This is a genomic window from Paraburkholderia mimosarum LMG 23256 = NBRC 106338 (genome assembly GCF_000739815.1).
GTDB lineage: Bacteria > Pseudomonadota > Gammaproteobacteria > Burkholderiales > Burkholderiaceae > Paraburkholderia > Paraburkholderia mimosarum.
This window is the reverse complement of record NZ_BBJJ01000051.1, coordinates 37,747-50,906: the sequence shown is the minus strand read 5'-3', so window position 1 is coordinate 50,906 and position 13,160 is coordinate 37,747. Positions and strand designations below refer to the sequence as shown.

The 13,160-nt window shown below is 56.7% G+C and carries 11 protein-coding genes and 1 pseudogene; 3 read left to right on the top strand and 9 right to left on the bottom strand.

All coding sequences use genetic code 11. The annotated features are described in order from the left end of the window. Positions 1-163, top strand: a pseudogene (locus BMI01S_RS27050) (transposase); the annotation flags it as partial. 1,197 nt (positions 164-1,360) lie between these two features. On the opposite strand, the gene BMI01S_RS27045 reads toward BMI01S_RS27050, so the two are convergent. The 4 genes from BMI01S_RS27045 to BMI01S_RS27035 all read right to left on the bottom strand — a co-directional run bounded on the left by BMI01S_RS27045 (position 1,361) and on the right by BMI01S_RS27035 (position 3,531). Next, complete coding sequence (locus BMI01S_RS27045; RefSeq protein WP_161635546.1) at positions 1,361-1,579, bottom strand: transposase; 219 nt, start codon at positions 1,577-1,579, stop codon at positions 1,361-1,363. A 221-nt stretch (positions 1,580-1,800) separates the two neighbouring features. Next, positions 1,801-1,998, bottom strand: a complete 198-nt coding sequence (locus BMI01S_RS38230) for a transposase (RefSeq protein WP_028215432.1) — start codon at positions 1,996-1,998, stop codon at positions 1,801-1,803. A 2-nt stretch (positions 1,999-2,000) separates the two neighbouring features. Beyond that, positions 2,001-2,279 carry a transposase zinc-binding domain-containing protein gene (locus BMI01S_RS44095; protein ID WP_409372323.1) on the bottom strand — a complete coding sequence of 93 codons (279 nt, stop codon included), beginning with the start codon at positions 2,277-2,279 and terminating at the stop codon, positions 2,001-2,003. Positions 2,280-2,625: 346 nt separating this feature from the next. Then, positions 2,626-3,531 carry a trypsin-like serine protease gene (locus BMI01S_RS27035; RefSeq protein ID WP_028232029.1) on the bottom strand — a complete coding sequence of 302 codons (906 nt, stop codon included), beginning with the start codon at positions 3,529-3,531 and terminating at the stop codon, positions 2,626-2,628. Between the two features lie 355 nt (positions 3,532-3,886). Between BMI01S_RS27035 and BMI01S_RS44090 the strand changes: the two genes are divergently transcribed. Continuing rightward, positions 3,887-3,961: a hypothetical protein gene (locus BMI01S_RS44090; RefSeq protein WP_341809846.1), complete on the top strand. Its 75-nt coding sequence runs from the start codon at positions 3,887-3,889 to the stop codon at positions 3,959-3,961. A gap of 398 nt (positions 3,962-4,359) precedes the next feature. Here BMI01S_RS44090 and BMI01S_RS27030 read toward each other — a convergent pair whose 3' ends face one another. The 5 genes from BMI01S_RS27030 to BMI01S_RS27010 form a co-directional block, all read right to left on the bottom strand. Beyond that, a complete protein-coding gene (locus BMI01S_RS27030; RefSeq protein ID WP_028232030.1) occupies positions 4,360-5,142 on the bottom strand; it encodes a GH12 family glycosyl hydrolase domain-containing protein in 783 nt (260 codons plus the stop codon). A 97-nt stretch (positions 5,143-5,239) separates the two neighbouring features. Next, positions 5,240-6,091 (bottom strand): sterol desaturase family protein, encoded by an 852-nt coding sequence (locus tag BMI01S_RS27025; RefSeq protein ID WP_028215429.1) that lies wholly within the window; start codon positions 6,089-6,091, stop codon positions 5,240-5,242. 830 nt (positions 6,092-6,921) lie between these two features. Then, the gene (locus BMI01S_RS27020) at positions 6,922-8,277 is read right to left on the bottom strand and encodes a carboxyl transferase domain-containing protein (protein ID WP_028232031.1); all 1,356 of its coding nucleotides are present in this window, start codon (positions 8,275-8,277) and stop codon (positions 6,922-6,924) included. Between the two features lie 71 nt (positions 8,278-8,348). Beyond that, on the bottom strand, positions 8,349-9,689 hold the full coding sequence (locus BMI01S_RS27015; RefSeq protein ID WP_028232032.1) for an amidase family protein: 1,341 nt from the start codon (positions 9,687-9,689) through the stop codon (positions 8,349-8,351). Positions 9,690-9,725: 36 nt separating this feature from the next. Beyond that, positions 9,726-11,414 (bottom strand): NAD(P)/FAD-dependent oxidoreductase, encoded by a 1,689-nt coding sequence (locus BMI01S_RS27010; RefSeq protein WP_028214783.1) that lies wholly within the window; start codon positions 11,412-11,414, stop codon positions 9,726-9,728. 542 nt (positions 11,415-11,956) lie between these two features. Between BMI01S_RS27010 and BMI01S_RS27005 the strand changes: the two genes are divergently transcribed. Further along, a complete protein-coding gene (locus BMI01S_RS27005) occupies positions 11,957-12,916 on the top strand; it encodes an IS5 family transposase (RefSeq protein WP_042291080.1) in 960 nt (319 codons plus the stop codon). Positions 12,917-13,160: the final 244 nt, after the last annotated feature.

Genomic DNA, 13,160 nt, shown 5'->3' with positions numbered 1-13,160 from the left:
GGACAAAGCCACCATCGAGCAGCTTGTGTTCGTGACCAAAATGCGCTGGCGCATCGAGCGCGACTATCAGGACCTGAAGCAGGAGTTCGGGCTCGGTCATTATGAAGGGCGAGGCTGGCGTGGCTTTCACCATCACGCCACACTGAGTATCGCTGCGTATGGGTGTTGTCGTGCAGGCTTCATATCGTCTTTGGCGCTGACCCACGCACGTCCCTGATCACGGAACGCTTCATCGTCTACACCTGAGCGATGAATTCCTCCCGCGCAGAGGCCAAGCTTTATTGCGTTCGGGGAGTAATTGTTGCAAGCGCATGTGGCTTGCGCAGGGCGGTGCAGGATTCTGCAGGCAGTCTAGCGCGGGAGAGCGCAGCATTTTGGTGACGAAGCTCGCGATGATGGCTACGTGCGAGAGGAGATGATGAGCGGGCGGTCCGCTTCACCACGACGCAGACACTCAAGCGCGATCGGTGCACGCAGCGCGAGATCTGCAGCTTCCTTTCGCGCCATCGGTAGAAACAGGGAATTCGCAGGCGCGGCCGCCGACGTCGGACGCAAGGATCGATAGCGCTTCTTGTGGGCGCCGGTCGATAAACGTCGTAATGCCGTGTTGAAGGCTTTGCGCAAGGGTCAAGAGAATCGGCTACTTCGTCCCGCAATCAGTACAACGTCCCGGGAGCAGGGAAGTTGCTGGATGCCGTACGTGGCGGAAGCGACGGATGACGCTTTACGCGGGCCCCACAGGGAGGATCCAGAAGTCACTGAGGACTATCGCAACTAACCGCCAACCATGGTCATCAAGGGTAGGCGCCTTTCCGGCGGCAGAAAAGCGCTGTTCAGCTCGAGAGGCTACCTGATAGGTGCACACACGGATCGCCGTTGAGGTCGAGGCGCGCGCGTATGGCATTGAGCGTCGGTCACCCGGGTTGCCTGAGAGCCGGGGGCTTGCCGAAAGGGGGCGACGCGAAGCGTCGACGTCGATACGTTTTCACTTCTTGTGCTTACGGGGCGAGTGAAATAGCAGCTTGGGTATTACGGTGCCAGACGACCTGTCGGGCAGCATGGCATTCAATAGAGCCCGGACGTTGGTGCCTCCATTTATCCCCAACTGAGCTATCACGAATCATCAAATGAAGGATTTAAGAGTGGTCCGGTTAAAGACCGGGAAGCGGGCGGCGTGGCATCCAGTAGGGTGTCGGGTCGTCGGCCGAGATTGATTGATGGATCCGTGGGGGCGGGGCACGTCAGAGGACCCAGACATTCCTGCCATGGGCAAATCCCGGTCAATCAGGGCTGCATGGATGCCGCAGAGGCACGGAGTCGGTTTGGCGGCTTCTCGCAATCGCGAAAAGTGGAGTGTACGCTATGACGCATCGGAAGGACGTAGTTGATCAGCACGGAAGTGCTTCTCCGGGATGTGCTGCACGAGCCGGTCGATGAACGTTTCCATCTCGAACTGTGCGACCCGATGCCGTCCGTCCCGATGGTTCAGATAGTCGAACGCCACCGTCCTGCCGTCGTAATGCTTCAGCCTCGACTGCGATAGCGGCGGGCGTTTGATATACCGGCCAAGGTAGTTCACGGATATGGCTGTCCGACGGTGGCGCAAAATGGGCGATCCATGGCTTGCCGTAGTGACCATCCAGCCAGCGGCTCCATGCCACTTTTGTCGGTCAGCTCCTGCGGCATAACCAGCGCGTCATACGACTGCCGCAACAGATCGATCGATGATTGCGTAGCACCACATCGGCATGACCTGTACCTTCACTAAATACATCGACTTCCACTGCTCGCCGTCGGGCGTTAAGCCCCGGAGGTCATACTCAGATGGACATGCACGTTCCATTGCAGGTCGCGCCCGAACGTGTGCAGCGCCGTGAAGATGCCCGGCAGGATGCCTTTGCGGGCCGCCGTTTTTTTGATGACGCGCACAGCCGGCCGGCTGGTCGCCTCCAGCAGCGCGCGGTTCAGCCTGAATACCTCCCACAGCGCCGAGGGCATCGTCAGCGTGATGTGCTGCCAGCGCGTTTGCGGCAGCCTCGCGTTTTGCGTGGCGATCCATTGGTCCGTCGCCTATTGCCGCACGTGGGGCAGAACCGGCTCTTGCAGCTGAAGCACACCTTCTTGCGATGCGGGCAGGCTCCGTTCGAGCAGCAGTGGCTCGCGTAGCCCATTACTTCCAGTCCGCAAGCCTGCAGGCGCACCACGTTGTCCACCACCGCCGAGCGGATCTCATGCCCATGCTTTTTGAAATACCGCCACCAAGCCTCGCCGGTCTGCAGCAGCTGTTTGATCCGACTGACAGTTCTGATAATCAGTACCTCCCGTTCGCGACACCTCCGACGCTACCATCCCCCGCTCGCGGCCAACGTCGGGGTTGCCTGCCTGCGGCGTTGGCCTTCGCATACCGACGGTTCTAGTCGCCGCGTAGCGGCTTACCTTGTTCTGTAAGGGACTGCTGGGTTTTTCAGGGGCGACTCAACCACCTAGCAAAGCGCCGCACGGAGGCGGCGCTTTGCTGACTGAAAAGCTACTCCCACTACCCACGCGGAATGCTGACGACACAGGCCTGCGTCATGAACGCCGACTAGCTCGCCTTCATCCGGTGGCGGGTCGCGACCGGGCACCTCACTCGTCGTCGGTCGGCGCCAGTTCCCAACCGGCGTTTTCACCGTTGCGGGATAGCTGATTGTCCTCGCCGACATCGGTGGGTAGGTCGGCCGGGGCGAGGCTGTAGCTGTAAAGCTCGTACAGCACCTGTTGCATTGGCGTGTAGTAGACGATGGAGCGGCCGACAGGCTCGCCGGAGGAGATGATCCCGATCAGTTGCCTTTCGTACGTGACGACCGGTCCGCCGGAGTCGCCGTTTGCAATGCTCTCGAGCTCGGACGAGTGCGCGGCATTGATGTGCTCATAACTCGGTTTATAAACTCCCGCCTCGACAGACATGCCTTGCCACACGCAGCGCACGCCGGTGCGCCAACCGCTTGTGCAGAACTGTCCATACGGCGCTTCCGACCACCCGGTAACAGCAAGGCGCGCTTCCCGCCCCGCGCTCGGCATGAAGACCTGGTTATTCGCAAGGGGCGTATAAGTCTGGACCGGACTGCAGAATGCTGCGCTGTGATGAGTGGAGGCGCATTGCAAGGCCCTAGGATTCGGCTTCGGCGATACCCGCACAAGCTCGATGTCCGATTTAGCCGACTGCCACACGACATTGCCGATGGCAACGGTACCCACGTGGATGGTCGCGTCCATCGGCGCGCAGTGCTTGGCAAGCACGAGCCATCGTGTGGCACGTTGGTAAGGCGTCAGTCTGTGGAAGAAGCTCTTGGGGACCAACACCGCCCCTACGCTGCATGATCCAAAGGGAACGCTGACCTTCGAGCCAGAGATGACCGGCAGGACGGCGCGGTCGGGATTGCGAGGCTCCACGACGCCCGGGGTTTGCGCCGTGGCGACCGAGGATACGAGGGTGGTGGCGATGGCCATTGCGTGGGATGCCACGCGCTTTTGCAGTGGTAGGATTTTCATCAGGGATCTAGTCCTCTCAGGGATGTTGGGATCGGGGAAAGTGGTGGTTCGCGAGGCCCATTTCAGGCCTCCGGCTTGCCTTCGTCGGCATCATGTCGGCCGGGGCGGCGCCCAAGCCCAACTCGCGGGCTTGGGTCCAGCAGCTCAGTTCGTTCGGGTCCGTCTGCATGTCTCGCTCCTCAGGGGCAAGGATTTTTGCCACCTTTATCGGCGTTGTTGCATTTAGTCGCCGCGCAGCGGCTTACCTTGAAGGGCGGCGCGATGCTTTGGCGCATTGGAACCGATACACCGGGCTATACGGCCGACGACATGTCAGGCGCGAGCTTGGTTCACGGGTGGTCGATGGAACCGTCCCGTGACACCGGTGCTCTATACGGCTGGCACGACAGTACTGGCTTGCCTTGAGACACGCAGGGATGCTCAGCCCTAAACTCGGGCGTGGGTCCGATCGAAGGCGAGCGTTCTCGCCGTCGGTGATCGTTCCGCGTGAACTTAGCGTGCTGGTGGCCAGCGCGGCGCAAATCCATGGTCCGCGATCATTCATCGTAAAGACCTGGCGAGTTGACTGGTCACCGGTATTTACCACGGCGAGTTCACCGGTCTCACAAATCGAATCCACTTTTAAGCAACCGACGCCGATGCCCGAACAGTGTTCAGGTGCTTCCGCCCAGAAGGGGTGCTCCCGCTCCTGCGCCCCTGCACGGATCGCTTGACGTCAATCAAACGTTCGCCGTTGGGAGAACGACGATCAGCCTGGCTGGCCGGTTCCTGGGAGTCTGCATTACCAGCGGATACAAATATCCACGCGAGGACGGGAGGCGGCCGATATCACTCGGCGGTGACGGAGAAGTTTTTGGACGCGAAAGACAGACCGCCAGGCGACGACGTTATTTCGAAGCCGTACTCAACATCGCCGAGCACGACGTCATCGAAATAATTTTTCGACTTAAGGTAATTCATGAACGCCAGCACGTCGAGCTTGGTCTGGTTGGTCTTTTCTGTGCGAAGAAACGAATAGACCGTGTTACTGCCGTTGCTACCCTCGTAGACATTCCAGGAACCGCCCGACAGCTGGACTTTGGTCTGAATTGGGATCGCACAGCCGGAAAACGTCCAGCTCGCGGAAATCGGCTTAACGTTGCCGCAGCCATTAGGGAATCCGGTATAGTTGAGCCAGACCATGATTTCGTACGCCTTGTTTCCGGCCCAGATATCGAAGGTCGATTCCCACGCGCCGCTAGAAGGGGTGATCGCTGAGACGACAGCAGTCAGCGACTTAAGCGAACTGAGGGACTTGTTGACCGCATATCCGATGTGTGGATAGGACTTGATGTGGCCGGTGTCCGGTTGATTTGAAGAAACGCCCCAGTCAAGGTTGCTGTTGGCCCAGATCGTCTGCTCGCCTGCGGCGACAGGGACACCTTGGCAGGGCGACCAGACGTCATTGTTGAACGTGTAGCTACCGTCGGACTTAGAAGCAAAAAGGAGATCGGACGGATAGCAGGACGAGGCTTCGGGCGAAGTTGCAGACCAAGCCTGGGCCTGTGCTTCTGTACTGCAAACCATCAAAGCTGTGGCGGCACAGCCGGCGAGGATTGGCATTCGCTGCATAAGGTTGCTGTCTCCTATAGGGTGGATGACGTTAGTCGGGATTGGTCTCCATTGGCTTTTAGCGGCGAATTGAGCGATAACATTGTCGAACTGTCAGTCACTTCCTATTGCCAGTTTTGACAGCCGGTCGGAACCAGCGGCGTTGGTCAAACGGGAACAGAACGTAGTCGCGAACCGTATGCGGTTCTGGTTGGTTGCGAAGACCCACTTCCGGCCATTCCTCTTTTTCCGGCCAGTATGCCGTGCGAAAGACAGTGTCCCAGATGGTAGTGAAGAACCCGTAGTTTTGGTGCCGGTGATGCGACTCCATTGAATGGTGAATGCGGTGAAACTGGTTATCGCCGATGATGTATCGGAGCGGCCCGAGATTCACACGGGTGCTGGAGTGGGAAAGATGCGCCTGGAAGCTAATTAGCGTCATGGCAACCGCGGGCACGACACCGGACTTGAAGTGGATTAGCGCGAGTGGCAGTGCTACAAACACCGCGTAAACAATCGGTTCGGAAATGTGATGATTACAGTTCCATGCGGTCAACTCGCGAATCGAGTGATGAGTCGCATGCAAACGCCACAGGAACGGAATTGCGTGCTGTGCGCGGTGCATCCAGTAGTAAAAGAAGTCGCCGGCAATTGCGACCAGAACGCCAGAAAGCACTGCCATAAACACCCCGACAATCCTGTTGCCGGAATCGAGGAACGCCCCAAAATCGACAGTCAGGAGTGGTTTCACCCCTAACCATTGCAGCCCCATAGCGTAAAGGTGCCAGATTAATGCACCAAAACCAATGCGGATTATCCAGTTCCGCACGCCCCGAATGTATGACGAAAAGCTGTAGCGGTAGGCCGGGAAGATCAGCTCAAGTACGACGCAGACGTTAGCGAAGACCAAAACGAGTTCAAATGAGTTCACGAAGAACAGGGCCATCTGATCAATATCGGCAACGTGCATTCGTTTGCTCCGGCGAATCGGCGTTCTATGCGCGAGCTTAGGGGTTAAAGCGGTAATCGTCAGCCACCCGCGTAACAGCTGTCGGTTCACAGGCCCGAAACTATTGGTCCAGCGCGTCTGATAAATGCCGGCTCGGCATGCCATTCGAAGTGCGCGCGGTAGTGCGCGGGTTGCACCTAGCAGATCAAGCAACATCGGTACCGTAGTACTTCAACTGTAACGGTGCCGACTAGACGGCAGGATTGAGTATGCATTGCTCCGCGCCATTGCGAAAATAGATTGTTTGGATAGGAGGCATCCGCATTCTAAATGCCGCTTGTGCTTCCAGGGGAAAGTATTGGTGGCATTCAGCCACAACTGATTTGTCGCAGGAGTTGATTGCCTACACCGTTCACCGACCGTGCTCTTCGACGGACATGACGGGAATCTAATCGAGGTCGACTGTCCTTCTTTTGCCGTCACAGTGGGGTTGGCGTGGCACGAAACACACACCGGCGAGTTTGGTCTCTCAAAGACATCCGGGCACTTAGGAGACACGAGAAACGACAGTTGGCATTCAACGATTTGATTTTCGTGGCTGACGCACTGATGTTACCCTACATCATATTCGCGGCTGATAGCAAAATTCGGTGGCATCACGCGCGACGGTCTTCGCCACGTTGTCCCCGACAGACGATCCGGGAAACCAAGGGGCCGTCGCGAGGGCAGTAAGGCGCAGGCGCGAAACTTCACGTGAGCACCTGAGTCTCTCGCGATCTCCTTCCAAGTCACGCGGCGGCAGTCTGGGTATGATGAGCGAATGGGTGATTGCGCATCGTCGGACGACCGTGTCACGTCGGAAACAAATATCTGACAACCTCTTGTCTGGTTGCTTCCATTCCTATTACGTCTGTAATCAGGCCATCAGCCTTCAACAGATCAGGATTCTGGATCTCCTCCGCTAGCTTTCGCATCGCGTCTTTAGTAGCGTCGTCGGCGCCAGACATCACTTTGTTCATTGTGTCCGGGCTAAAAACGCCGATGTGTGCCTGCGGGTACGCTAGCACGGCTATTGGATCGAATCCGGGGCCGCTCATCGCATACACGCCGCCGGTGTAGGCTTTTCGGACGACGAGCAGTAGCTTGGGTACGTGGCATCTGACATGCGCTCTGAACAACTCCGCTGCTGCCAAAAATATGCCGCTATTCTCAGCTTCCCTGCCTATCATAAACCCGGGAATGTCGGCAAGGAAGACAATTGGCATGCTGGTCTTTGCAGCAATGTTTATCATTTTTGCCATCTTGGCCGCGGATTTTCGGTGGATGGCGCCGCTGTTGAATCGCGGGTTGTTTGCTACGATTGCCGCGAAGTGTCCCTTGATGCGCGCATAGCCCGTCAATGCTTCTCGTGCGTATTCGGCGTTTGTTTCAGTGAAGCTGCCTTTATCGACAAAAGAGAGCAGCAAATGATGCATGTCGTAAGGGGTGCGGTGATTTGACGGAATCAGATTTTTAAAATCGACTGCGTCAGGTTCCTCATATTCAAGCGTGGCCGACGCCGTGTCTTTGACGAGGCAGCGTAGAAAATCTCTTACGCATTCAAATAAGCGGCGTTCATCTTCGAACGCGAGATGAACTGACCCCGAGCCCCTGCAGTGAACCTCTGTTCCGCCCAGCGAATACAGATCTGACTGCTCATCCAGCATCGCCTTCACCATATCCGGACGGCCCATACATAGGGCCCCTTTCTTAGTCATCAACACCAGATCGGCGAGCATGATCGGAAGAGCCAACGGGCCTGACGTCGGTCCAAGTATTGCTGAGATCAGCAGATTGGTTTCTGCGAACTCTGCGAGCGACGCGCTGACCCTGCCCATACCTGTTGGAGACAAAAGCAATCTCGACATATCCGATGAAATTACTTTCGTTGTATCGAAACTGCACACCTCTCCCGGATGATCCTGGACGTAGAGCAACGGAGCCCGCTGCTCCCTGGCCTGAGTCACTGTGCTTATGATTTGCTCGGCGGTACGCCTTTGTCCGGATCCCTTGAACGTACAGTCTTGTCCGCGATTCATGACCAGAAACGACTTGACCGAATTGATTAGTCCATCGCCGCAGAGGAAGTGGGATTCCGCTCCTGGAGCATGGTCCACAAAGCTACCCGCGTCAAAAAGCATACTTATTCTTTGCAACGAAATCTGCATGAATTGTTTACCTCCGAGCAGTGCGTGAGCATTTGGAAGTCCAGTGCCGGCGCGGCGGAAAGTCGCGTACGCTATGAAGCAAGAATCTCCTCCGCAGCGGATGCCATCAAGAGGAGCCGGCGGTCTTGGCCGCGTGCGGCATCAAGGCTCAATCCCACGGGTAATGCATCGTTCGGCGCCACAGGCAAGGTAATGGAGGGCATTGCGACATTGCTGGCGAGGTCGGTGTTGCGTATTGCCTCTGCGAACAGCCCTGGATGCTGTGCATCGCTAACGTGAGGAGTGCTGCGCGGGACAGTGGGATAAGCGATAAAATCGATCCCTTTGGCGTTGAGCAGCGCATTCATTTCTAGCCGCAGCGTGTTAACGTTCTGTACTGCGGCGGAATAGTCTTTTGCGGAGATCAGATTTCCGTCAAGGTGTTGATGAATGATGCTCCTCACGCACTTGTCACGGATGTTGTCGAACACAGCATTAACCCTGCTTCCCCATCCAAAAGAGAGCAGTGCGCGTGGAAAGTCCGTGAAAAATTCGTAAACTGGAATAGTAAAAGTGCCGAACTTGTTCAATTCGGAAACAACGGCGTCATCGAGGTCGACGCACTGAAAGCCTGCGCGAGTTAGACGCCTGATCGCCTGCCAGCAATGCTTCCGAACATCGTCGTCCACGTCGTTCCACATAGAGCTTGGAAGACCGATTCGGCAGCGATTATTTGTTTGTTTTGACGGGGTTTGGCTATCGGAGCTCAGCAAATCATATAGAAACAATGCGTCTTTGGCTGTCCGCGTCAGCAGCCCCGGTGAGTCCTTCGTGCGTGAAACCGGAATGATCCCGGCTGAAGACCACCGGCCACTTGTTGGTCTGAAACCCGTTATGCCGCAAAAGGCCGCGGGTATCCTCACCGAGCCACCAGTGTCGGTTCCGATCGCCATCGGGACAATACCGGCTGCCACAGCTGCTGCGCAGCCGCCGCTGCTTCCCCCGGCCAAATGGCCCGGAGCTACGGGATTGCCCACGGTTCCCCAATGGGGATTGACGGACGTGATTCCAAAGCTCAGTTCATGCATGTTGTTCTTGCCGGCGACGACGGCGCCGAGGGATTTGAGCTTTTTGACCACAAGTGCGTCGCGTGTGGCTATACAATCTTCCATGCCCGGTGTCCCGGCGGTTACAGGGAGTCCCTTGACGCAGATATTGTCTTTTGTAGAAAAAGGAATGCCGTAGAGTGGCGCGCCTCTCAGAGTGTCATTGGCTCTCGCGAAGTGCGCCTCTGGGCTGCGAGCACGTATGAAACAGTTTAGACGTGTCTGATGAGCCTCAGCGTTTAGTGCGCGATCCCGGATCTCCTCCGCTGTAACGGCTCCTGACCTTATGAGGTCGCAAAGCGATTCAAGTGTGTTTTGGAAATGCATAGAATTTTGCAGATGGGGAGGTCTGAGAGTGCGCTATTAGTAGCAGAAGGCACTGCGTATTTCGTCAAGGGGGTTGCCTGGCAAAAGATCTCCCCCGGCGCTACGTATAACGGCGCATGCGCTGTTGATCGCTGTCTGCACGGCCCCCTCAATCCACCCACCGGTGAAAGAACAGCCGCATCCCGCCAAGTAGAGCCCTGTATCGCTTGCCGGATCGTTTGCCGTCTGGAATTGAAAAAACAGTCGCTGCGAATAGACATCCTCACCCGGGTAATTGAGCTTGAAGGCGCCGCACGAATGAGGATCGGTTAGCCAGTCATGGTGGAGGACGCAGCGTTCATAGTCCTCATCTGCAGGGACGAGGTGACGCGCAAGTTCCGGATGGAAGGTCGACAGGTCGTCGACGAAGCACTCGCACCGCTCCTTCTTGTCTAGAACACTCAGCAACTTGTGAGCGTCGTCCTCCCAAGTGTAGCTGAGCAAAACCACACCCCTACCATCTGGGTTGTGAGGTTCGTAGTCAAGGCAGTATACGCCTCGTGCGAAGCTGTCAGACTGGATGGTGACGGGAAGCTTCTTGTTTATCCAGAACTTGTCTCGGGTGAGCATGAAGAGCTTTGACGATCCGGTTAGATGAGTTTCTCTGACCGCTCTGGATACGTCGCGGCTGAGAAACGTTTCGTCATCTGTCAAGCAATGAACCATCTGCATCGCCCTGTTGTTGCTGGTGACGATCACCCGGTCAAATGTCGCAATTTCATCTTTTTCGGTCACGAGCTTGATCTCTGCACCTTCCTTGTAGATGCGGCCGACGCCGTCAAAGCGAATCCGTTCGGCGACAGTGCTTCCAGACACATTCTCGCCTGCAATGCGCTCAGCCAGCGTTGAGATTCCGCACGAGATGAGGCGTTGATCGTCCATGTAGCCGTTAATGACGAGGCGCAGAATCTCGGTGAATCCGGCCTGAAAGACTGGGAGAAAACCACCCGAGCCAATCCCAAGAGATCCAAACAGTTCGAAGTCGTATGGTCTTTCCCACTGAGTACCTCCAGGTGGGCAAGGACCCGTGAAGATGGTGACGATAGCAGCATAGAACGAACTATCGCGAAATAAATCCAGCCATGTTTGCCACGCGGTGCGTGCCTCCCTAAAGCGCTCCGATCTCAACATAGCCGTAATTTCAGCCGGCGCGACGAGAGATATGCCGTTGATTTTGCATCCATCCTGCAAGAGAGCTCTCCAGCCTTCGTGTACACGCCTGAACAGATGCGGCGGCGGACCTCCGGCCGGCCAGATATGGCGAACGCCGCGATAATGCAGTTCCGTATCAACGACTCCAGGATCAGGGAACGCTGCCGTGGTGGGAATATCATACCGATCAAGGTAATGAAAAAGACCGGTCGCACTTGGAGGAAACCGCATTGCGCCCATTTCGGCGATGAGATGTGGGTGCTTCGAATCAAACGCCTGTGACCATAACCTGCCGCCAATACGATCGCGGGCTTCAAACACAGTAACGTCACGTACACCTGCTCGCATCAGTTCGTTAGCAGCCAGAAGGCCGCTGATGCCTGCCCCCACGATAGCAACGCGTGGATTTTCGATACTCGAGGAAAGCGTTCCAATTGCCCCTGCAGATGAGGCCCGCTCCAAAAACGGAGCATAGTCATACAGTAAATCGACGGTCGGCGATGGGCCTTTTGAATGCGCTACGCAGGTTTTCAAGGATTCTTCTCCTGTAATGGCAATGCATCGAGGCGAAAGACGATGATGGCGGGAAGTGACGCGCGAATCTCGATAGAACACGTCGAGATCTATATTTCGTTGGCGAAAACGTGTTGCTCGCCAGTAGAAAATGTCACATCTGAATGTCTATGCAATCGACGATAGCAATCTGCTGTAGCGAAATCAAGCAAGAAAAATTGATGTCTGCAATGCGGAATATGGATAGTTGTGTCGATAGTATGAAATGTACATGCGATACATGATATCCGACGATATCGTCCGGCTTACCCTTAACCGGGCTCACAACGCTGGTTTTTTCATCGGGTCAGAAACCTCGTCGCGCCAGCGCAATTGCGTCGGGTCACGACGGTAGCACCTTGATCCGGTGGCATGCGATCGTTTGACGCTTCATTGTCCTCTTGCCCAGGCGTTGTTGCAGAAATCAGGCCGCTTCGCGGTGACGTTTACGCGCAACGCTCGGGTAGACCAAGATGTTAACTTCACTTCGAACTGCGTAGATTCTCGATCTTTTCACCGGGAAGATGCGCAAGGACAAACGCAAGGCAAGCGAGCCCAAAGGAACGTACCGCGTCAAGAACTGGCGCGAATACAACGCGGGCTTGATTGCGAGAGGCGATGTGACCATGTGGATTGATGAAAGCGTACTGACGCAGTTATCCGAGGCTGGCGTGAGCAGGCGCGGCCGACCGCGCATCTACAGTGACGCGGCGATCCAGATCCTGCTCGGCCTCAAGCAGGTCTTTCATCTGCCGCTGCGCGCTGTGCAGGGCTTCGCGCTCAGTTTGCGCAAACTCGCCTACCCGGGCTTGCCGGTGCCAAACTACACGACCTTGAGCCGTCGCGCACAGACGCTGAAGGTCGTATTGCCAACGCAGCGCCCCAATGCGTCCTTGCACCTGGTGATCGACAGCACCGGACTGAAGGTCTACGGCGAAGGTGAGTGGAAGGTACGCAAGCATGGCTGGTCCAAACGTCGCACGTGGCGCAAGGTGCACCTGGCGATGGATGCGAACACGGGCCAGATCTGCGCCGCGCTGATGACCCATCAAGACGAAGGCGATGGCGAAGTTCTGCCCGATTTGCTCGACCAGATTCCTGCTGAGGTGGCAATCGATACCATTGGCGGCGACGGCGCCTACGACACCAAGGCATGCCATGCGCAAATTGTGGCGCGCGCAGCGGTCCCTTCGATTCCACCACGTGAGGGCGCGACGCCGTGGCCAGCGAGCACGCCCGGCGCGTTTTGGCGCAATGCTGCCATCGACGCGATCGCGGCAAGCAGCAGACGCGAATGGAAGCAGGCGAGTGGCTACCATCGTCGCTCGCTGGCAGAGACCCTGATGTACCGGCTCAAGATCCTTACGGGCTCCTCCCTGTGTGCTCGCGAGATTGGCTCCCAGGCAACCGAGGTCTCGATTCGTGCAGGCGTGCTCAACCGCATGGCGGCCATCGCACGCCCGCAATCCGTCCGTATCACCTGAGACAGAAAACACAAAGGTCATGTCGTCTCTACGCCTGATTAATGCAACAAAGCCTCTTGCCCATCTCATTGCTTTTGAGCTCGATGGCGCTTGACGAGCACGACCGGTGCACCGACCAGCATTGGCTTGCCTTAACTGTATAAGCATGAGCTAAGCGTGCGCCACGAAATTCAAAGCCAAGCAGCGCATCGCTCGCCATCACGCGGCAATCATGCTGCCGAAAGCACGAGTCTGCCCGCTGAGT